The organism is Streptococcus sp. (assembly GCF_030528045.1).
GTDB lineage: Bacteria > Bacillota > Bacilli > Lactobacillales > Streptococcaceae > Streptococcus.
This window is the reverse complement of the sequence record NZ_JAUMZR010000006.1, coordinates 1-21,876: the sequence shown is the minus strand read 5'-3', so window position 1 is coordinate 21,876 and position 21,876 is coordinate 1. Positions and strand designations below refer to the sequence as shown.

Annotated in this window: 20 protein-coding genes and 1 pseudogene; 5 read left to right on the top strand and 16 right to left on the bottom strand. The window is 39.3% G+C overall.

Annotated features, from left to right (window positions below; translation table 11 throughout):
* Positions 1 to 12: 12 nt before the first annotated feature.
* The 15 genes and pseudogenes from rseP to leuS form a co-directional block, all read right to left on the bottom strand.
* A complete protein-coding gene (gene rseP / locus Q4A91_RS02115; RefSeq protein ID WP_303204386.1) occupies positions 13 to 1,269 on the bottom strand; it encodes an RIP metalloprotease RseP in 1,257 nt (418 codons plus the stop codon).
* Between the two features lie 15 nt (positions 1,270 to 1,284).
* Entirely contained in the window at positions 1,285 to 2,088 is an 804-nt protein-coding gene (locus Q4A91_RS02110; RefSeq protein ID WP_303204385.1) for a phosphatidate cytidylyltransferase, read from the bottom strand.
* A gap of 8 nt (positions 2,089 to 2,096) precedes the next feature.
* Positions 2,097 to 2,855 carry an isoprenyl transferase gene (locus Q4A91_RS02105; RefSeq protein WP_303204384.1) on the bottom strand — a complete coding sequence of 253 codons (759 nt, stop codon included), beginning with the start codon at positions 2,853 to 2,855 and terminating at the stop codon, positions 2,097 to 2,099.
* 206 nt (positions 2,856 to 3,061) lie between these two features.
* Positions 3,062 to 3,646: a nucleotidyltransferase family protein gene (locus Q4A91_RS02100; protein WP_303204383.1), complete on the bottom strand. Its 585-nt coding sequence runs from the start codon at positions 3,644 to 3,646 to the stop codon at positions 3,062 to 3,064.
* On the bottom strand, positions 3,627 to 4,625 hold the full coding sequence (gene ruvB, locus Q4A91_RS02095) for a Holliday junction branch migration DNA helicase RuvB (RefSeq protein WP_303204382.1): 999 nt from the start codon (positions 4,623 to 4,625) through the stop codon (positions 3,627 to 3,629). The genes Q4A91_RS02100 and ruvB overlap by 20 nt, the downstream gene beginning before the upstream one ends.
* A 488-nt stretch (positions 4,626 to 5,113) precedes the next feature.
* The gene (locus Q4A91_RS02090) at positions 5,114 to 5,530 is read right to left on the bottom strand and encodes a GNAT family N-acetyltransferase (RefSeq protein ID WP_303204381.1); all 417 of its coding nucleotides are present in this window, start codon (positions 5,528 to 5,530) and stop codon (positions 5,114 to 5,116) included.
* Positions 5,531 to 5,541: 11 nt separating this feature from the next.
* Positions 5,542 to 6,237 (bottom strand): GNAT family N-acetyltransferase, encoded by a 696-nt coding sequence (locus Q4A91_RS02085; protein ID WP_303204380.1) that lies wholly within the window; start codon positions 6,235 to 6,237, stop codon positions 5,542 to 5,544.
* Positions 6,238 to 6,330: 93 nt separating this feature from the next.
* The gene (locus Q4A91_RS02080; RefSeq protein ID WP_303204379.1) at positions 6,331 to 6,750 is read right to left on the bottom strand and encodes a DUF3021 domain-containing protein; all 420 of its coding nucleotides are present in this window, start codon (positions 6,748 to 6,750) and stop codon (positions 6,331 to 6,333) included.
* Positions 6,751 to 6,759: 9 nt separating this feature from the next.
* Positions 6,760 to 7,215, bottom strand: a complete 456-nt coding sequence (locus Q4A91_RS02075; RefSeq protein ID WP_303204378.1) for a LytTR family DNA-binding domain-containing protein — start codon at positions 7,213 to 7,215, stop codon at positions 6,760 to 6,762.
* A gap of 18 nt (positions 7,216 to 7,233) precedes the next feature.
* Complete coding sequence (locus Q4A91_RS02070) at positions 7,234 to 8,076, bottom strand: ABC transporter permease (RefSeq protein ID WP_303204377.1); 843 nt, start codon at positions 8,074 to 8,076, stop codon at positions 7,234 to 7,236.
* A pseudogene (locus Q4A91_RS02065) lies at positions 8,076 to 8,941 on the bottom strand (ABC transporter ATP-binding protein). Before Q4A91_RS02065 ends, Q4A91_RS02070 begins: the two are co-directional and overlap by 1 nt.
* A 499-nt stretch (positions 8,942 to 9,440) precedes the next feature.
* Entirely contained in the window at positions 9,441 to 9,854 is a 414-nt protein-coding gene (locus Q4A91_RS02060; RefSeq protein ID WP_303204376.1) for a YjdF family protein, read from the bottom strand.
* Between the two features lie 139 nt (positions 9,855 to 9,993).
* Positions 9,994 to 11,226 carry an acyl-CoA thioesterase/BAAT N-terminal domain-containing protein gene (locus tag Q4A91_RS02055; protein WP_303204375.1) on the bottom strand — a complete coding sequence of 411 codons (1,233 nt, stop codon included), beginning with the start codon at positions 11,224 to 11,226 and terminating at the stop codon, positions 9,994 to 9,996.
* Between the two features lie 55 nt (positions 11,227 to 11,281).
* A complete protein-coding gene (locus Q4A91_RS02050) occupies positions 11,282 to 11,737 on the bottom strand; it encodes a MarR family winged helix-turn-helix transcriptional regulator (RefSeq protein ID WP_303204374.1) in 456 nt (151 codons plus the stop codon).
* Between the two features lie 176 nt (positions 11,738 to 11,913).
* Positions 11,914 to 14,415 (bottom strand): leucine--tRNA ligase, encoded by a 2,502-nt coding sequence (leuS, locus tag Q4A91_RS02045; RefSeq protein ID WP_303204373.1) that lies wholly within the window; start codon positions 14,413 to 14,415, stop codon positions 11,914 to 11,916.
* A gap of 148 nt (positions 14,416 to 14,563) precedes the next feature.
* Between leuS and Q4A91_RS02040 the strand changes: the two genes are divergently transcribed.
* The 5 genes from Q4A91_RS02040 (at position 14,564) to Q4A91_RS02020 (ending at position 20,889) form a co-directional block, all read left to right on the top strand.
* Entirely contained in the window at positions 14,564 to 16,213 is a 1,650-nt protein-coding gene (locus tag Q4A91_RS02040; RefSeq protein WP_303204372.1) for a sensor histidine kinase, read from the top strand.
* Complete coding sequence (locus tag Q4A91_RS02035; RefSeq protein ID WP_303204371.1) at positions 16,206 to 16,976, top strand: helix-turn-helix domain-containing protein; 771 nt, start codon at positions 16,206 to 16,208, stop codon at positions 16,974 to 16,976. Before Q4A91_RS02040 ends, Q4A91_RS02035 begins: the two co-directional genes overlap by 8 nt.
* Before the next feature lie 114 nt (positions 16,977 to 17,090).
* Positions 17,091 to 18,137 (top strand): ABC transporter substrate-binding protein, encoded by a 1,047-nt coding sequence (locus Q4A91_RS02030; protein ID WP_303204370.1) that lies wholly within the window; start codon positions 17,091 to 17,093, stop codon positions 18,135 to 18,137.
* 12 nt (positions 18,138 to 18,149) lie between these two features.
* Entirely contained in the window at positions 18,150 to 19,241 is a 1,092-nt protein-coding gene (locus Q4A91_RS02025; protein WP_049520526.1) for an ABC transporter ATP-binding protein, read from the top strand.
* Entirely contained in the window at positions 19,231 to 20,889 is a 1,659-nt protein-coding gene (locus Q4A91_RS02020) for an iron ABC transporter permease (protein WP_303204369.1), read from the top strand. The genes Q4A91_RS02025 and Q4A91_RS02020 overlap by 11 nt, the downstream gene beginning before the upstream one ends.
* Positions 20,890 to 20,981: 92 nt before the next feature.
* Here the strand turns inward: Q4A91_RS02020 and Q4A91_RS02015 are convergent, their stop codons facing one another.
* On the bottom strand, positions 20,982 to 21,683 hold the full coding sequence (locus Q4A91_RS02015) for a histidine phosphatase family protein (protein WP_303204368.1): 702 nt from the start codon (positions 21,681 to 21,683) through the stop codon (positions 20,982 to 20,984).
* Positions 21,684 to 21,876: the final 193 nt, after the last annotated feature.

Genomic DNA, 21,876 nt, shown 5'->3' with positions numbered 1-21,876 from the left:
TTCCTCGATTATCTAAAAGAAGAGTCGCATAATGTCATTCCAGGTCACAGCTAGCATCAAGAAAACCATGATAACTACACCAGCCATGGTGACATAGGTTTCAATTTCTTGTTTAAGGGGTTTCCGGCGGATAGCCTCTAGGATATTGAGCACAATCTTTCCACCATCCAAAGCCGGAATCGGAATCAAGTTAAAAATTCCAATATTGATGGAAATCATGGCTAGGAAGTAGAGGACATTCTCAATTCCATTTTTAGCAGCATCGCTACTTGCCTTAAAAATGGCAACGGGACCACCTAGTTTGTTCAAATCTGGATGGAAAATCAAGTTTTTCAGAGCCGAAAGGATGCGAAGTCCTGAGTCAGCAGCAGTTGTAAATCCACCAACAAACATGGATAGGAGGTCTGACTTGACCCCCGGTTGAACCCCAAGAATATAACGTCCTTGATTCTCTTCTGGAGTCACAGTAACTTGTTTTTCGCTACCATTTTCAGAAATGGTCACATCTAAGGTCGGGGCTGTCTTGTCCTTGGTATCTGCTTCCACAGCCTGGGTCAAGTCTTGCCAATTCTTAACCTTATGCGAGCCGACCTTGGTAATTTGGGCGGTCTCAGCTACGCCTACCTTAGACAAAGCTCCCTCTGGCATGACATGAAAGAGATTGGTCTGAGTATCTCTAACACCACCCTGCAAAAAGATCAAGATCCAAAAAACAACAACACCTAAGATAAAGTTATTCATAGGACCTGCAAAGTTGGTGATGAGCTTACCCCAGATAGAAGCGTTTTGATACTGTACATCCAGAGGGGTAATGCGTACTTCGGTTCCATCTTCTTCAACAACCGTTGCATCATGATCCACTGTAAAAGTCTTTTCTTCTTCCAAGACCAACCCCTTGATAAAGAGCTTGTCTTCAAAGTCAAACTGGGTTACCTGCATAGGAAGAGCTGTTTGATCCAGTTTCTTCCCTGAGAGGTTAATCCGTTTGACCTTACCATCGTCGGCAAGCGTTAAACTGACTGGAGTTCCTGTCTTGATTTCTGTCGCATCATCACCCCAGCCTGCCATACGAACATAGCCTCCTAGAGGAAGGATACGAATTGTATAAGCAGTACCATCCTTGCCGATATGGGAAAAAATCTTGGGTCCCATACCAATGGCAAATTCACGAACTAGAATGCCTGATTTCTTGGCAAAATAAAAATGTCCAAACTCATGCACCACCACAATAATCCCAAAAACGAGGGTAAAGGTTAGCAATCCAATCATTCAATATTCCTTTCTTTAAAACAGGCAAAATAAGTGCATCATTGGAAACACAATCAGCATGCTGTCAAAGCGATCCAACACACCGCCATGTCCAGGGATAAATTTCCCAGAATCCTTAACACCGAAATGGCGTTTCATGGCACTCTCAATCAAGTCACCAAACTGACCTGCCACACTGAAGAAGGCAGCAAAGAGACTCATTCTATAAATCCCATAAGGAAGAGCAACTGTGCTGTCCACTAACATGAAAATCACTGTTATCAGTACCGCACCTAGAATGCCCCCGACAAAGCCCTCAATACTCTTATTAGGAGAAACTCTTGGTGCCAACTTATGTTTACCAATATTCATCCCTGTCAGGTAGGCTGCGCTATCTGTCGCCCAAACGATAAAAAGGGCCAAAAGTACCTTGTCAAAACCTGCCACCCGAGCATCTAGTAAGGCATTAAAGCCAAAACCAACATAAAAGCTCACAGCAATTGGAAAAGCGGCATCTTCAATCGTATAGTTTTTACTGAAAACGGTCGTCCCTAGCATTATGGTAATCAGAACACTATAGGCAACTACATTCCCATCGACAGGCAAAAATGTTAGGTAATTTTCTAAAGGAACTGTGAGAGCGAAGGTCGCAAAAAGAGTCAAAGCGCCCTCAATGGTCATAGTCTTTAGCCCCTTCATGTGCAATAGTTCATGGACGCCTAGCATCGCTAACAAGCCAATCCCTATCTGCAACAAGAGGCCTCCTGCAAACAAGACTGGAAGGAAAATCGCTAGGGCCAATACCGCAAACAATGTTCTCTTTTGTAAATCCTTGGTCATATCTTCTCCTAAACTCCTCCAAAACGGCGATTGCGATGGTTAAAAGCAGCAATAGCTTCCTGCAAGGCGGCTTCATCAAAATCAGGCCACAAGGTATCCGTAAAGTAAAGCTCGCTATAAGCTGCTTGCCATGGCAAGAAATTACTTAAACGCAACTCACCACTTGTACGGATAATCAAATCAGGATCCCGCAAATCCTTTGGCAGGTGTTGTGTGAAAAGATAGTCCCCAATCATATCTTCTGTGATGTCACCAGGGTTGATTTTAGCATCTAGAACATCTTGAGCCAAGCCCTTAAGAGCTTGCGTAATTTCAGCACGACCACCGTAGTTAAGCGCAAAATTGAGAACCAAGCCCGTATTGTTCTTGGTCAACTCCTCTGCTTTTTTCAAAGCTTCAAAAGTCGGCTTAGGCAAACGATCTGTCTCCCCAATCATCTGAATCTTAACGTTATTTGCGTGCAATTCAGGGACATAGTTATCGTAAAACTCGACTGGCAAGTTCATGATAAACTTGACTTCTTGATCTGGACGCGTCCAATTTTCCGTTGAAAAGGCATAAACCGTGATGACCTTGACTCCCATCTTGTTAGCTGCCTTGGTTACCTTTTGGAGGGCTTCCATTCCCGCCTTATGACCAAAAACCCGTGGTTGCATCCGTTTTTTAGCCCAACGGCCATTCCCATCCATGATGATGCCAATGTGAGCAGGAACCTGTGTTGGAACCTCAACTTCTACAGCTTTATCTTTCTTAAAAAATCCAAACATGTTCTTATTCCTATTCAAAAATCTATCATTTCATTATACCATATTTCCCTATTTTCTTCTATTGCTAAGTTATTAGCTCTCCTTACAGACAAAAAATAAGTCGCCTGATTGAGCGACTTATTTTTATAGGGAGATTATTATGAAAAAGTTTTAGGAGTTTAAGTTAAGTTCCTCTTAACTTATGAACCTAGTATACCGTCCCTAACTTAAATTTTTCTTAAGTTTTTTGAGAAAGTCAGATTTTTCCATTTTTCTTGCCAATTTTTCTTGGACAAACGTTCTTGGTAGAGCTTCATTCGATCTTCATTCTCTAAAAAATGAGGAGTTGGGGATACGTGAAAGTTAAAAATATCCTCTAGACCATAGGGCGCAAAGAGCTCTAAAGTTGTGTCGGCATGCAAGCGGAGTCCTATCGCCGTACATCGTTCTGGATACTTACTCATGGCATCACAAGAACTCGTGTAAGGCACAGTGTGGGGACTGTGCAGATGCATATAGACCTGATTTTTCAACTCCCACTGATATCGAGGGAAATCTTCTCTCAGCTTTTTCTCTAGGGATACTGTTTTCTCATAAGAAACATCTGAATCAAAGAAAATCACATCCACATCCGTCTCACTATCAAAAGGCGATTTGTCTGACAAGAGATTCCAGATGAAATTCCTGACAGAACCTGCTGCCAACCACGAATCTTTCAGACCAAGGTCACGGATGATGGTCAGAATGGTCATCATATCTGGATTTTCTCTGAAAGCATCTAGAATTTCTTGCTCATTTTTCATTGTATTCATACCCTAAATGCTCATATGCCTTAGCAGTCGCCACCCGTCCAGACCTTGTCCGCATGATAAAACCTTTTTGGATGAGGTAAGGTTCGTACATATCTTCGACTGTCTCACGCTCCTCGGCAATATTAACAGAAAGAGTTCCTAAACCGACAGGACCACCACCGTACATCTCAATCATGGTGCGAAGGATTTTTTGGTCTACATAGTCCAAACCTTCACGGTCTACATCCAGCATGGTCAAAGCCTTATCCGTAATCACATCATCAATCAAGCCATCCCCCATAATCTGGGCAAAGTCGCGCACGCGCTTGAGGAGACGATTGGCGATACGAGGAGTTCCTCGACTGCGTAAGGCCAACTCCGAAGCTGCCTCATGGGTGATTTCCATCTCAAAAATATCTGCTGTCCGCTCAACAATCTCTGTCAAGTCAGCGTGGGCATAGTATTCCATATGACCTGTAATCCCAAAACGTGCCCGCAGAGGATTTGAGAGCATCCCCGCACGTGTCGTTGCACCAATCAAGGTGAATGGTGGCAAGTCCAAATGAACACTGCGACTGCCTTCACCAGCACCAATCATAATATCAATGTAGAAGTCTTCCATGGCACTATAAAGTACCTCTTCCACCGACATGGGCAAGCGATGAATCTCGTCAATAAAGAGAACGTCTCCAGGCTCCAAATCATTCAAAATTGCTACCAGATCACCAGCTTTTTCAATGACAGGACCTGATGTTTGCTTGAGATTGACACCCAATTCATTGGCAATAACAAAAGCCATGGTCGTTTTCCCCAAACCTGGAGGACCAAATAAAAGAACATGGTCCAGCGCCTCATCGCGCATTTTTGCTGCCTCAATAAAGATTTGCAGCTGATCCTTGACCTTATCCTGCCCAATATATTCACGTAAAAACTGAGGACGGAGGGTACGTTCTACTAACTCCTCATCCCCCATGATCTCATTGTCTAAAATTCTACTCATGGCTCTATTATATCAAAAATCCAAGCCACAAACAAAAAAGCCGCCTGATTGGGTGGCCTCTTTAGGGAGATTATTATGAAAAAGAAAAGTTTAGGATTTCATTAAATAAAGTTAGGAGGTCTTTATTTAAAGATTATATGATACAAGATGAATCTTAAAGCTAACTTAACTTTTTCTTTGATTTATCTTTTTTTAAAAAATTTTTTTCAAAATAGATTTTTCCTCCCTAAGTCATAAAAAAGCCACCTGATTGGGTGACTTCTTTAGGAGATTATGATGAAAAAGAAAAGTTTGGGATTTCATTAAATAAAGGGTACTCAATGAAAATCGAAATCACACTAGGCAGATAGACGCAAGCATAACTATAGTTAGCTAAGTCGACTCTAACGAAGATTGATGAGATTTTCGAAGAGTATTAGGAGGTCTTTATTTAATAACTATATAATACACAAGGAGACTTAAACTTTACTTAAGAAAAAATGATTTTTTTATCTTTTTCGATCCACCCAAATCATTCCAGTACAATCATAAGCAGATAAGGTTTCAAATCCCAGAGAACGATAGAATCCCAAGGTTTTTTCTGTCTGTTCGGTCACTAGTTGGACTTGATAGGCATCTTTGAAGTCACCTAAAGCCTCTTTCATCAAGTTGCTACCAATTCCTTGGCGCTGATAGCTAGGCAAAACGATCAAATCCTGGACAAAAATCGATGAAAAACCATCTCCGACCAAACGGACCAAGCCCACCACGGCATCGCCATCAAGTGCCAGATAAATCGCTAAGGAGTGAGACAAGGCCTTCTCCAGCATCTGAGGTTGATGGGTATAATTTGTCCATCCAACTGCCTGATAGAGATGCAAAACATCCTCTAGCTTGACAATTTCTTGCCTTCTAATAGTCATCATCTCAATACCTCTCAGAATTCTCTTAAGCTCTTGTACTGCCGTCCATTTTTATCAAAATTTTCAGGAGCCAGCCATGCTTCCAAACGAGCTTTGACTTGAGCCCAGTCCTTATCAATCATAGAGAGCCAATCCGTATCCCTCGTACGTCCCTTATATACGACTGCCTGGCGGAAGGTCCCTTCATAGACAAAGCCCAAACGTTCCGCAGCTCGTCTTGATGGCAGATTTAGAGCATCGCATTTCCACTCATAGCGACGATAGTTAAGCTCCTCAAAAACATAACGAGCTAGGAGATATTGAGCCTCTGTCCCTATACGTGTTCCCCTGAGTTCTGGAGAAAAAGTGACAGCTCCCACTTCTATCACTCGGTTATTCTGGTCAATGCGCATGAGAGAAAAAGTTCCCAAAGCCTTACCAGTTGCCTTGTCTATAATCGCATAGTAAAAACGGTCCTTACGAGCCAACATCTGATTTAAGACGGTAACCAGTTCCTCCATATCTGCCACTGGTTCCTGAAAGAGGTAGGTCCACATCTCCCGAGGAGTATCTGGACCATAAACAGCTAATAAATCCTCCGCATGCTTTTCCACCGAAAGAACCTCTATCCGAGCGTAGCGCCCTTCTAAGAAATCAATGGAAGGCAATTCACCTTGCGTATAACCTTCCATTGACTCACCAATTATCTGACCATATTCATTTACTGGCATTGTTTTCTCCTTGTTTTACGCTGAAAATACTATATCATAATTTGCTCTATATGGAAACTAGCACTCTCCTCAAACCTCATCCTCAACACTACATTAGTGATTCGTTTTCTTTCTTTTATCTTCTAAGGCTTGATTAATTCGTTGGGTGAGCTTGTGAGTTTGCCAGATCTGGTACAACCATATCAGTCCATAAATTAATAAGAAAAAGAACCAAAGCAAGGGACTCAACAATGTTGAACCCCAGCCAAAAAATAGGTAGGTTAATACTAAAATAGTAGCTGTCGCTAACAAATGAACTCCTACACGCATACTATAAGCAAGAAACTCTAGTCTTTCAAGGATTAAGGTCAATACCCCCATAATTCCACTCATCAAAAACAAAGCTAGAATATTTTTTGTCGTTGGTGCGGGATAGGTAATACCTGAATAAAACTGAGCCAATAACACCAAACTCAAATAAACAAAGGAGGCCGTACGCATTCCCGATACAAAATAAGCAATCAATCGCTTCATGATTTTCTCCTATAAACCTAGATAATCCATTAAGGACTTAACGTATTTCCGACTCACACTCGATTTGAGACCCCGAGTCATCTTAGCCATCATGTTCCCTGAAAAGCTATCCGATAATGACTCTAAATGGTCAATGTTTATAACTGAATGACGCGATATCTGTATAAAGTTACGTCGATTAATTTGATTCTGAAAGTTTGTCAATGTTTCCTTAGTTTTATAAATCCCATCTACCGTATAAATGGTCAACAAATTCTTATCGATATCTGCTAGAATAAGATCCTCAATTTTCACCATAACCAGATGATCATCCGTTCGAATAGGAATGACCACCTGATTAGTCGTTGAAAATTGTTCTAAATACTCCATGACCTCTCTTGCTTGGTCGGTTAACTGAGCTGCCTGAATTAAAATGTGTGGGTCTTTTTCTGAAAACTCTGTCTTCATTTCAAAACGAATCTTCATTTTCTCTCCAATACATCTTTATTTTCTCTTGCTAAACACTTTAACAAATAACATCCAAAGAAGAATAGCGACGAGACTGATAATAACCACTATAAAGTATGTTTCTTCCTTTGTCAATAGCTCTTGCCAGTTGATTTGGATTCCCATTTTTTCTTGAAATTCCTGTAACAGACTGTTATTTCCTGAAAATGCGGTCTCTAACCGCTCTTTCATCAAGACTTGTCGATAGAGAGAAGCAATATAAGTTGCAGGGGTACATTTCATGAAAAGCTGTGCAGAATCAGGTAATACTCCAATGGGGATATAAGTTCCTACTAAAAATCCAGAGGCAGTTCCCACTATCGTTGCCAGTTTACCAAGGCTATCTACAGATTGAAAACGGTAAATCAAGAGAACATTTACCAAACTTGAAAGCAGACTGCTTAATAACATAATCAAAGTGATTTCCGGTAAATAGCTGATAACTGGGCTCTCTTTAAAATAAAAACTCATAACAGCATACATAAACACCTGCATGACAAAAGAAATGACAATACTACTGATTAGATAGGACGCCTGTAAGCCCCAGTTACCTAAATCTGTCAAGAAGAGATCTTGATCCACTTGACTTTCGCGATCCTGTACCATTTGTTTAAGAGCCGTAAAACTGGTTGTCATCCCAGTCACAGCCAAGGTCCCACCCATCAGCCAGTTGTTTAAAAGGTTCGTACTATTAGGGAGTTGGGACCAAGAATCTGTCAAATTCTTCTGCAAAAAAATGATATAAAGGAGGAAGGAAATCAATGCCCCCAATAATGAGAAAAATACTCCCGAACGATTACGAAAATATAAGATAAAATTCCGTTTTAATAAAGCTAGCATTAGCGAACCTCTCTTCCTGTAAGTGCAATAAAGGCATCATCCATAGTACCCGAACGAAACTCAAAAGAATCAATTTTTTCTCGAACTTTTGCCAAATATTCAATGGCCTCCTGTGACGTCCTTGGATAAAAAAGATATTCCATCTCATTTTCTTCCTCGACTGTCATTCCAGTCTGTAGCAATTTTTCTAGATCCTTCATTTCCTTAAAACGAATTTTTAGGATATTAGATGCATACTGACTTTTAATAGCAATCGCAGAACCTTGCGCAATCACTTTCCCATGATCAACGATATAGATCTGATCCGCTTCATCTGCTTCATCCAGATAATGAGTCGTTAAGATAATAGTCATCCCTTCATCCTTTTGTAGTCGATACAGTAGATCCCAGATGGATTTGCGAGTTTGAATATTAAGACCTGTCGTTGGTTCATCCAAGAAAAGAATATCTGGTCGCGAAAGAAGAGCACGCGCAATATCAACCCGACGTTTTTGCCCACCTGACAAGGTTCCATAGAGTTGTTTCTGGAAAGCAGTCAAACCCAGTTGATGGATCAAATCATCCACACGACTTGCCGCAATCTCCTTATACTGTTGAGCACGAATCGTGAGATTTTCCCTAACCGTCAACATCTCATCCAGTACACTAGCTTGAAAACCACTCCGATTTTCGTATTTGGCGCATATCGAATCTGACCTTGTGTCGGCTTTTTCAAACCGATTAACATGGAAATAGTGGTTGAGTTCCCTGCACCATTGGGTCCCAAAATAGCATTGAAACTTCCTCTTTCAAACTCTAACTGAATATCGTCAACAGCCATATGATTGCCATACCGTTTAGTCAAATGTTTAGCTTGTAAAATCATATTTTTTCCTCCTCTTTACCACACTAGTTTAACAAAAAGTATGAAAGAAAAATCGACTTTTGAGATAAGCAGTTAAAATGAAAGGCCAAGTGGTAAAATAATGGGGGTTAAGTTAAAGTGGTGCAGACTGCAACCGTTTTTCTCCTATCAAATCACTAGAGGAAGTTTAAAATCACTTATAACCACACATTATATTTTTAAACATGCGCTATAAAAGAGGTGTTTTACTGTATCCGACAGAAAAATCCAAGAGCCGGTAGTATTGTTCTCACCAAATCAAACAATAAAAAATGAATCAGAAATCATGGCACACACTCCCTTCTAGTAAAATGAAAATGCTGAATGGAGCAGGATTGAATTTGAAGCAAGCAAGTATGGTACTGAATTTGAAACTGCCATTAACGATAAGTCTATCTATTAGGAAAGAAATCTTCAATACAAGCAAAAACAGCTCTTGTTATCCAAGAAGAGCTGTTCTATTTTATGAAAGAGAAGGCTACTAGTGCCCCTTGTGCTTCTCTCTACGTTTTTGCTGTTTGCGTTCAAATTTCTCTTGCTTGAGCAATTGCTTTTGGAGACTGGACTGCTGTTTTGAATGCTTTTTTTGTTCCTCATGCTGCAACTGTAAAAGCTCTTGTGACTTAGAAGAAACTTTCTGCTTCACCTGTTTCTTTACAGCTCGCTGCAAACGCTTCGGATTCTTAATCTTCACATGCTGTTTGACTATTGCCTCTGGACTAAAAGATAACCGAGCAAACTGAGTCTGTAAAAGTTTCAAAATTTCATCCTCTTTTGGTTCCTGACCAAATGTCACACGACAAACTTGATAAGTTCCCTCATACTCTTGTTCAAACAATCCATGCCAAAATCCATCTTCAAAATAAACTGTCAAGCCAATTGAAACGATTTTCACGACAGCACCTCCTTAAATCTATCTCTAAGAATGGACAACCAAGGAGGAAGGTTACTGATAGGCTTGCCTACGTCTGGACTACCAACCAGAACTGTGTTTTTATCTTAGTTGGGACTATTATAGCACGGTTCAGCACTATCTACAAATTTTTCAGATGTGTATCAAAAAAATTTATCGTGGCAAACCAAGAGTCTACACTTTCTTTCATTAATAAGCGCCAATCTTTTCGATAACGATGATTCGGTTGATAAGCAACCGTCAACATATGCCCCGTTTCATGATATTTTTTAAACAAAATGGATTTCCCTTTATAATGTGAAATAATATCATCTATCGCGGATGACGCATTCCATATTTCATCAACATCGCTTCCTAGTAATAATAAAGGAGAGGAAATTTTACTCACATCAATCTGAGCCCTACTATCTTCCGAAATATGTTTTCCAAAAAACTTGTTTAACAAATAATTTCCTAGTTGAAATTTTTGATACGGAAGTTCTTTTTGCAAATATTTCCAAGAAGATGAATGAGAGTTGAGTTTTCCCTTTATTCCTTCAAATATTACATTTGAGGGGGAATTGAGTACCAAACATTGCACATCATCCAAAATACTTTGTCCAGCTAGAACAAGCTCTGCTCCTTTAGAACGAGCATATATTCCTATTTTTGTATTATCAACTTGAGGATGATGATATAGAAAATCTTTCGCTTCCTCCAGACATTCTATCGGAATTCGTTCTAAGTTTTGGGGTAATCCCTCTAAACCAAAATAAGCTATCGCAAGACAAATATAGCCTCTAGAAGATAAAAGTTGGGCAATGTTCTGAGCTTTTTCAATTCTTCCCTCACTACCGCTAACAATAATCACGGCTGGCGCCTTTCTTAACTTTTCATCATAAAATAATCGACCTTGAAAATGCTTATCATAAATATCTTGATACCTTATTCCCGGATTCATATAACGCCTTACAAAACTTTGCTCCGCGACCACATCTTTCCCCAGCCTGATTTTAATTTCAACACTAAAACAATCTCGCAATGGAATTCTATCCAGAGAACTGGGTAATCTCCTTTTCCTATTCTTCAACGGTTTCGCATTAAAGAACAAGCCCATTTCTGAAACCCCTTTATAAGATCCTGAAATAGCTGCTGTTTGAGAGGTGTCAATCATACCGCCCTGATCAGATAAAAAAATTGCGGTTGATTTCCACACGACATCATGATCTAAAAGTAAGGGAGCATTTATACAGTAATAATCAGACAGGTACATTTCTACACAATACCTTGTCCTTGGTTCTAAACCATTGATAGTAATATAAAAAGATTCATCTGCTAGGTCAGTTTGTGAAATCAGTTCAATGTTTACACTCATATCTTCTCCTTTTGTTAATATACTTAACAACTAAATTTAAAATTTACCGTGACTTTCACCACGGTAATCCTCCCCATACATTTTCAATATCATCCATCAATTTCACAACTGTTTGAAGCTCCTCCTCGCTATAGTTGTTTAAAACTGAAAAGACCGATTCTTCAATATATGCTTGTTGCTCCTTATGGATTTTAAAAACTTCGATGCCTTTTTCAGATAATCTCAAATATTTATTTTTCCCATTATTCGGAGCAAAATCAAAAACAACTAAATCTTTTTGAATTAATCTCCTAACACTTTGAGTTATTGCACTTCTCGAAACTTTTAATAATTCAGATAATTTCACTAGATTTAAGGGCTGATTTTTCCCAATCACAACAATCAAATGTACCTCATTCAACGTAATGGATTTGTCAATACTAATTTTATGTTGATTTTTTTTTAGCTGTTCAAATGCTAAAATAAATCTATTGAAACGATTATTAAATGTAATAAATTCTTTTTTATCCATAATCTCTCTTTTCTTTGTTAATTATATTAACAAAATAGAAACTTCTTGTCAAATAAAAATCCTCCAGATTCTACTCTGAAGGATTCCTAGCTTATTTCACAACGATATTAACGAGTTTGGTTGGCTTTAATAGTCCAGTGGACTATTAAAGGTGGCAGATAGGGCTAATAAACTCGTTATTTAACGACGATATTAACGAGTTTATTAGGGACACTAATCACTTTCACGATTTCCTTGCCGTCAATTTCTGCTTTAACTTTTTCGTCAGCGAGAGCAATTTCTTGCAATTCTTCACGTGATAGGTCTTTAGCGACCATCAATTTGGCACGGACTTTTCCTTTGATTTGGATGACGATTTCAATTTCGTCTTCAACCAATTTGCTTTCGTCCCAAATTGGCCAAGCTACATAAGAGATGGACTCACCTGTTGCAGCAACAGTTTGCCAGAGTTCTTCTGCCAAGTGAGGTGCAAATGGGGCAATCAATTGGATAAAGCCTTTGGCGTAGTCCATATAGAGTTTGTCTTCCTTATTAGCAGCGTTGACAAAGACCATAAGTTGGGCAATAGCTGTGTTGAATTTCATGGATTCGATTTGCTCAGTAACAGATTTAACTGTTTCATTGTAGACCTTGTCAAGAGCGCCATTATTTTCCGCAGCGATTTCTTTACTTGTAATCAAACGGTAAACACGGTCAAGGAATTTACGGCTTCCTTCCAGACCTTCTTCTGACCAAGCGATGGAAGCGTCAAGTGGCCCCATGAACATTTCATAAACACGAAGGGTATCAGCACCATATTGTTCCACCACATCGTCTGGGTTGACAACGTTCTTGAGCGATTTAGACATCTTGGCTGGTGCTTGCTCCAACTCTTCTCCTGTTTCCACATGGAAGAAAGAACCGTCACGTTTTTCAACCTTATCAGTCGCTACAAGAGCTCCACGGTGGTCACGGTAGCTTGTTCCCAAAATCATTCCTTGGTTAAAGAGTTTTTGGAATGGCTCCTTAGTCGGAACAACACCGAGGTCATAGAGAAATTTATGCCAGAAACGAGCGTAAAGCAAGTGAAGTACAGCGTGCTCCGCACCACCCACGTAGATATCCACTGGCAACCATTGTTTGAGGAGATCCTCGTCGGCCAATTTTTCTGTGTTGTGTGGGTCGATATAGCGGAGATAGTACCAACTTGAACCTGCCCATTGTGGCATAGTGTTTGTTTCACGACGACCTTTGACACCATCTTCACGCGTCACTTCAAGCCAGTCGGTCAAGTTAGCCAATGGGCTTTCCCCAGTACCTGAAGGACGGATATCCTTGGTGACTGGCAAGACAAGTGGGAGTTCACTTTCAGGAACAGCTGTTGAAGTCCCATCTTCCCAATGAATGATTGGGATTGGCTCACCCCAGTAACGTTGACGGCTAAAGAGCCAGTCGCGGAGACGGTAGGTAACCTTCTCTTGTCCACAACCCTTCTCTTCCAACCAAGCCACAATTTTAGCAATAGCGTCTTCTTTGTTAAGGCCATCTAGGAAGTCTGAATTGACATGAAGACCATCTTCAGTATAGGCAGCTTCTTCAACGTTTCCACCTTCTAGCACTTCTACGATTGGTAGGCCAAATTGTTTGGCAAATTCCCAGTCACGTTGGTCATGGGCAGGAACAGCCATTACCGCACCTGTACCATAGCTAGCAAGAACATAGTCCGCAATCCAGATTGGAATTTCCTTGCCATTGACAGGGTTAATGGCATAAGCACCAGTCCATACACCAGTTTTTTCTTTGGCTAGGTCGGTACGAGCCAAGTCAGACTTGAGACTAGCTTGGTGTTTGTAGTCTGCAACTGCGTCAGCTTGCTCTGGACTTGTGATAGCGTCAACCAAGTCATGCTCAGGAGCCAAGACAGTGAAAGTCGCACCGAAAAGAGTGTCCGGACGAGTCGTAAAGACTGTGAATTCCTTGTCTGTTCCCTTAACTTTAAAGGTTACATTGGCACCAGTTGATTTACCAATCCAGTTGCGTTGCATATCCTTGATAGATTCTGGCCAATCCAACTCATCCAAGTCATTAAGCAATCGCTCTGCATAGGCCGTGATTTTAAGCATCCATTGACGCATCGGTTTGCGGACAACTGGATAGCCTCCACGCTCAGAGGTCCCGTCAGGAAGGACTTCTTCATTAGCGATGGCTGTTCCCAACTCTTCAACCCAGTTTACAGGGACTTCAGCTTCATAGGCTAAGCCTTTTTCGTAAAGCTTAGTGAAGATCCACTGAGTCCACTTGTAGTAGTTTGGATCTGTTGTATTAACTTCACGATCCCAGTCGTAAGAGAATCCAAGCGCATTGATTTGTCGTTTGAAGTTGGCAATATTTTCCGCTGTAAATTCTGCTGGGTCATTCCCCGTATCCATAGCGTACTGCTCAGCTGGCAAACCAAAGGCATCCCATCCCATTGGGTGAAGGACATTGTAGCCTTGCGCACGTTTGTAACGGCTGAGGATATCGGTTGCAGTGTAGCCTTCTGGGTGTCCTACGTGCAGACCCGCTCCAGACGGATATGGGAACATATCGAGAGCATAAAACTTCGGTTTTGATGCATCTGTTCCTGTCTTAAATGTATGATGTTCTGCCCAGTAGCCCTGCCACTTAGGCTCAATTTCTTTATGATTGTAAAAACTCATGGTCTCTCTCCAATTTTGTGATGTTACTATTATACCATTTTTGGGGGAATTTGGTCTCGTTCTATTCTACACTTTTCTATTTTACCTTGCTCTAGAATTTTTAAACTGCTATACTTATAACAGAAACCCCTTCCAAAGGAGGTAACGGATGTCTCATTCCTTTAAAAGATCTCTTCAAAAAGAAATTCTACATAGAAGCTCCATAGCAGCTTTTATATCTTCTCTTTTATTACTAATTTTTCTTTTTGGGTTTTCCTATTTTTTACAAAAACAACAACTAGCTAAAGATACTCAACAAATTGCTCAACATGTTCATGACATGAAACAAGCGAATTATGAATTGTTGGAAACTATGAATAAAAAGATGGTTCCAGAATTTATAGAAGGTAAACACACTGACAGAGAATTGTTTAGTCTATTTTATGAAACAAAAGCTCAACTAAAACTCAGTTCTGATTTTGTCATTCTCGATGATACTGGCGAACTTTTATTTAGCACTAATCGCAATCATAAAGAAACTCTTTTAGCTCCCTATTATTTAAAATTATTAATTCAAAATCCTACCCAAGGATCCATTTCAGAAAAAGTTGCTCTATCTATGGATAAGCAGCATTATGCTGTCTTTATTATGCCCATAATTCAAAATCAACGAGCAATAGCTTACAGTATTTCTTTTGTTAATGAGAATGACTTCGTATCAAGTATCCCTTTAATTAATTCAAAATACGTCATCACAGATACCTTTGGTAATATATACTCTAGTAATACTAATCAATTTACACAATCAACTTTGGAAAAATTTGATGAGAAATCGCTCCGTTCAAAAACACATTGGTTCATTGAAAATCCACTACTGATCGAAAGACATAAAGTTGATTCAATTTTTTCAATTTACACTTTCCAATCATTCTTTCCTATTCCTAGTTTACTTAGCCTTGCTTCCATACTAACAATTTGTATCTTTCTATTATATTTTTGGCAGGCTAGGAGAATCGCCCATAAAATCGCAACTCATAATGCTGGTCCTATTGAAAGTTTAGTCTTTCAATTACATGCAATTCCTAAGAAAAAAGAAAAGAAGCTCAGGCTCCATACGGGGGATGAATTTGAACTGATAGCTGAGAAAATTAACAATATGCTACAGGAGTTAGATGAGCTTCATCAAAAGATGTTGACCATTGAAAAGGAAAAATGGGTTTTTGAAAGAAAAATGCTAGAAGCTCAGTTTAATCCTCACTTCCTATACAATACCTTGGAAACCATTAAAATCACGAGTATGATTGATGCTAGTATTACTCAAGACCTTATTCAAAATCTCACACGCATCCTGCGATATAGTGTAACTGAATTAGAGAAAGAAACGACTCTTGGGAAGGACTTAGAAATTATCGAAGCTTATCTAAAAATTCACCAAATTCGCTTTGAACAATTTTCTTACCAAATTAACTGTTCTCAAAAACTATATTCCCAAGCCATTCCAAAACTTTTCCTATTACCCCTTGTAGAAAATGCTCTAAAATATGGAAGGCAGTATCGCATAGATCTTGCCATCTCTATCAAAATCACTCAAGATCAGGAAGAACTAACCTTTATCGTTAGGGATAATGCCGGTGGTTTGACTAAACAAGAACGCCTACATATCCTAGAATCCCTGAATAGCCCACATACGCAACACGGTATTGTCAATAGTTACAAACGATTGAGTAACTTTTTTGATAATGTTGAATTGGATTTAGGAGTGAACCCTAGAGGTGAAACCTGGGTAAAATTTGTCACGAAAGGAAGAGCATATGTTTAAACTAATCATTGTCGAAGACGAACACCTAATTCAAAAATGGCTTGAGATTGCTGTAGACTACTCTACCTTAGGTATTCAAGTCGTAGGAACCGCTAGTCATGGACAAGAAGGAATGGAACTGATTCAAAAACTAAAACCACATATTGTGCTGACAGATATCACCATGCCAATTATGGATGCTTTCATGATGTTTGAAGCCACACAGTCTATTTCCTATGAAAAAGTAATTCTATCTGGCTATGATGATTTCCAAAATGCAAAAAAAGCTATGCAATTTGGAGCTGTAGACTTCCTATCAAAACCCATAAACGTCATTGAATTAACAGAGTGTCTAGAAAAAATAACACTACGTCTTCAGATGAATCAACATCAAAACAATCCATTTTTGCAAGATTATCAGACCTTTGTCACCTCCCTTCAAAAAATCAATCCTCAAAACCAATTGATTCAACAAATTCTCGTATTTGTACACCAGCACTATTCCGAACACTTTACCATTTCTACCATTGCAGAAAATTTAGGCTATAGCGAAAGTTATCTATATAAAATTATCAAAGAAGATTTTCCAATTACCTTGAATGAGTATATTCTACAGTATAGATTAAAACAAGCGGTTGAAAAAATAATCCAACATCCTGACTATCCACTTAGCCAAATTGCTGAACAAGTGGGATTCTCAGACTATAAATATTTTGGGAAAGTTTTTAAGAAATACTTTCATATTCCCCCAAAAGAATTAAAAACCATTGGAAGAATAGTATAGAAACTATTCTTCTTTTTTGTAGAGAATTTTCCACTATTAGGATAGAATTTTGGGTTTTAAAAACGCTTACATTCTTTTACAATAGATATAACAAAAACTTTGGAGGTATCCATCATGAAAAAGAAATGGATGTATTTTGCTGCTTGTGGACTTGCTATTCTAGGGCTGACTGCCTGCTCTTCTGACGACACTTCAGGAGATAAGGCAACCGAAAACGGTGAAAGTGACACTCTTGTAGTCTATTCACCAAACTCAGAAGGTTTAATTGGTGCAACAATTCCTGCTTTTGAAGAAAAATATGGTATTAAAGTTGAACTCATTCAAGCAGGAACTGGTGAGCTCTTTAAAAAGCTAGAGTCTGAAAAAGAAGCACCTGTAGCAGATGTCATCTTTGGTGGTTCCTATACTCAATATGCCACTCACGGAGAACTCTTTGAAAACTACGTTTCTCCAGAAAACGAAAATGTAATCAAAGAATATCAAAATACAACTGGTTACTCAACTCCTTACACATTAGATGGTAGTGTATTGATTGTAAATCCAGACTTGACTAAGGGTATGAATATCGAAGGATATAGCGATCTTATCAAACCAGAGCTCAAAGGAAAAATTGCAACAGCTGACCCTGCTAACTCTTCTAGTGCTTTTGCTCAACTAACAAACATGTTACAAGCTGAGGGGGGCTATGCAGATGACAAGGCTTGGACTTATGTAAAAGATCTCTTCACATTAATTAATGGTAAAATCGGTTCAAGTTCATCTGGTGTTTATAAAGCAGTGGCAGATGGAGAAATGGCTGTTGGTCTTTCATATGAAGATCCTGCAGTTAAACTTCTAAACGACGGCGCTAACATTAAAGTTGTTTATCCAAAAGAAGGAACTGTTTTCTTACCAGCGAGTGCTGCTATTATAAAAAACGCAAAAAATAAAGAAAATGCTAAGAAATTTATCGATTTCATCATTTCTCAAGACGTACAAGATACTCTAGGTACTACAACTACTAACCGTCCTGTTCGTAAAAATGCTAAAACTAGCGAAAATATGAAACCCATCGAACAAATCAAAGTACTAACTGAAGACTATGACTATGTCATCAAAAACAAATCAGAAATTGTTAAGAAATACAACGAAATCTTTACAGATATCCAATCTAAACAGTAATAGGGGTTGACTATGAGCGAGATTAAAATTATTAATGCTAAGAAAATTTACAATGATGTGCCCGTTATCGAAAATTTAAATGTTACAATTCCTAAGGGGAGCCTTTTCACTCTCCTTGGGCCTTCAGGATGTGGGAAAACAACTTTGCTTCGTATGATTGCTGGGTTCAACAGCATCGAAGGAGGAGAATTCTACTTCGATGATACCAAAATTAATAACATGGAACCTAGCAAGCGTAACATCGGAATGGTATTCCAAAACTATGCGATTTTCCCACATTTGACAGTGCGTGATAACGTAGCGTTTGGACTCAAGCAGAAAAAAGTTCCAAAAGAGGAGCTCATAAAACAAACTAACAAATACCTTGAGTTGATGCAGATTGCTCAGTACGCTGATCGTAGACCAGATAAACTTAGTGGTGGCCAACAACAACGGGTTGCCTTAGCACGCGCTTTAGCTGTTAATCCTAGCGTTCTCCTTATGGATGAACCTCTAAGTAACCTAGATGCCAAACTTCGCTTAGATATGCGTCAAGCTATTCGAGAAATCCAACACGAAGTTGGTATTACAACTGTCTACGTAACTCATGACCAAGAAGAAGCCATGGCCATTTCTGACCAAATTGCTGTTATGAAAGACGGTGTTATTCAACAAATTGGTCGTCCCAAAGAGCTTTACCATAAACCAGCAAATGAATTTGTTGCAACATTTATTGGTAGAACAAATATAATCCCTGCTCGTCTAGAAAAACAAGCTGACGGAGCTTACATAGTCTTTGAAGACGGCTATTCTCTTCGTATGCCAACTCTTGATCAAGTTGACGAGCAAAACATCCGTGTTAGCATTCGTCCTGAAGAATTTATCCGTGATGAAAATGGTCCAATCAATGGAACAATCACTGACAGTGTTTACCTTGGGCTTAACACTGAATACTTCATTGAAACTGGATTTGCTCCAAAACTTCAAGTAAGTGAAGAATCAACATTCGAAGAAGATTTAGAAAAAGGAGATTGTGTTCGTTTGAGAATCAATACTCAAAAACTCAATGTCTTCTCTGAAGACGGTTCGCGAAATCTCATAAAAGGAGTCAGCCATGGAGCGTAAAAAACTAAACATATGGACTGGATCTTCCTTCTTCATTTTCCTTACCTACTTGGTTTTCTTGGTCTACCCAATTGTGACTGTACTAAAGCAAGCACTGGTAAATGAAGGTAGCTTCTCTTTAGAAAATTTTGTTACATTCTTTAGCAAATCTTATTATTCTGAGACACTCATTAATAGTTTTAAAGTTTCTGTAACTGCAACAATTACTTCTGTCGTTGTTGGTACCTTGCTAGCTTATCTATTTTCAATGTATGACTTCAAGGGGAAGAAATTTTTGCAAATCTTGATTATCATCGCATCCATGTCAGCTCCCTTTGTAGGTGCCTATTCTTGGATTCTACTTCTTGGTAGAAACGGAGTTATTACAAAATTTCTAACCAACACACTCCATTTGCCCGCTTTTGATATCTATGGCTTTAAAGGTATTGTACTTGTCTTTACACTCCAACTTTTCCCACTCGTTTTCCTTTACGTAGCTGGAACCATGAAGAGTATTGACAACTCCCTCTTGGAAGCTGCTGAAAGCATGGGATCTTTCGGATTTAAACGAATTGTAACAGTCGTTTTACCTCTTCTAGTCCCAACTTTACTGGCAGCAGCGCTCCTAGTGTTTATGAGAGCTTTCTCAGACTTCGGTACTCCGATGCTGATTGGTGAGGGATATCGTACTTTCCCAGTATTAATCTATACTCAGTTTATCAGTGAAGTTGGAGGCAACTCAGCTTTCGCATCTGCCTTAGCAATTATGGCCATTACAATCGCCCTTGCTATCTTCCTCATCCAAAAGTATATTTCAAATCGTTTCAGCTTCAGTATGAACTCACTTCATCCAATCGAGCCTAAGAAGACAACAAAAGGAAAGATGGCTGCTATTTATGTAACTGTTTATGGTATTATTTTATTCTCTGTCTTACCTCAAGTTTACTTGATTTATACATCCTTCCTTAAAACATCAGGTATGGTATTTGTTAATGGATACTCATTAAATAGCTATAAAACAGCTTTTAACCGTATGGGGTCTGCTATTTTCAATACCGTTCGCATCCCTCTACTTGCCTTGATTCTCGTTGTTTTATTTGCAACCTTCATCTCATACCTTGCTGTTCGTAAACGTAACCTATTTACGAATTTAATCGATAGTCTTAGTATGGTACCTTATATCGTACCAGGAACTGTTCTCGGTATTGCATTTATCTCTTCATTCAATACAGGAATCTTCGGAAGTGGCTTCCTTATGATTACAGGAACAGCCTTTATCCTAATCATGTCCTTATCTGTTAGAAGACTCCCATATACTATTCGATCTTCAGTAGCTAGCTTGCAACAGATTTCTCCGAGCATTGAAGAAGCTGCAGAAAGTTTAGGAAGTAGTCGTCTTAATACCTTTACTAAAATCACCACCCCAATGATGCTTTCAGGTATCATCTCAGGGGCAATCCTATCATGGGTAACGATGATTTCAGAACTTTCTACTTCAATTCTCTTATACAATGTTAAGACTAGAACAATGACTGTAGCTATCTACACTGAAGTACTTCGTGGAAATTATGGTGTGGCAGCTTCTTTGTCAACTATCCTCACTGTCTTAACAGTTACTTCATTATTACTATTTATGAAAATTTCTAAAAATAATAGCATTACCCTCTAGTTTTCCCCTATCAAAAACAGCCAAAAGGATATCCCTCGGCTGTTTTTTCTTATGTTGATAGGGTTACCAAATCTTAGTTATCGCAAGCAGTTCTATTTTGACTGAATAGAGGGCTCTTCCATCTTCTCACGTCCGAGTTCTCGATAGCTACGGTCGCCAACAACTTCGACTGTAAATTGACCGTTCTCATATTCAAGGATCGTTACACTACCATTATCCAGACCATGCGGATGCATGCCATTGATCAGATAAACAATGGTCCCAATGGTCATTCCATGGCTCACAACGAGGGCATTACCCCCACCTTGTTCTTCCATTTCTTTAGCAATCGCTTCAAAGCCTTCCTTGATTCGACCACTGAGTTTTTCCCAACTTTCAGCCCAGCCTGCTGTATCAACCTCTACCAAACCTTCTGCTAGTTCTGCATAGGACAACTGATGAACATGGTCTACATTGAAAATTCTCGGAATCAATCCCATAAAGAGGTCCCCATCATAGGCCCCATCAAAACTACCAAAGCACCACTCTCTGATGCGCTTGTCCATGCGGTAAGGGATTTTCCCCTGCAGGCCAGGTTCTTCTAGGATAATTCCCATGGTTTGAATAGTCCGACCTGAATCACTGGAATAAGCGCGGTCAAACTGCAAACCAGACTCTCTCAAACCAATTCCCAGTTCATGGATTCCCAACTCACCTTCTGCGGTTAGAGGTGTATCACTCCATCCTTGAGCACGTCCAATGGTGTTAAACATCGTTTTCCCATGACGGACCAAGTACAATCTTACTTTAGACATTTTCTATCCTCCATTTTCTTCTATTATATCATGGATCAAAGAAATATTCGGCTTTCAAAAGCAAAGCCAACATTTGTAAATTACCCAAAAGAAAAGCTACCCTCATGGTAGCTTCCCTAGGAGATTATTATGAAAAAGTGGCTCTATAATATCTGTAGTGGGTAAAAACCACTATGGAAATTATGGAGCTTTT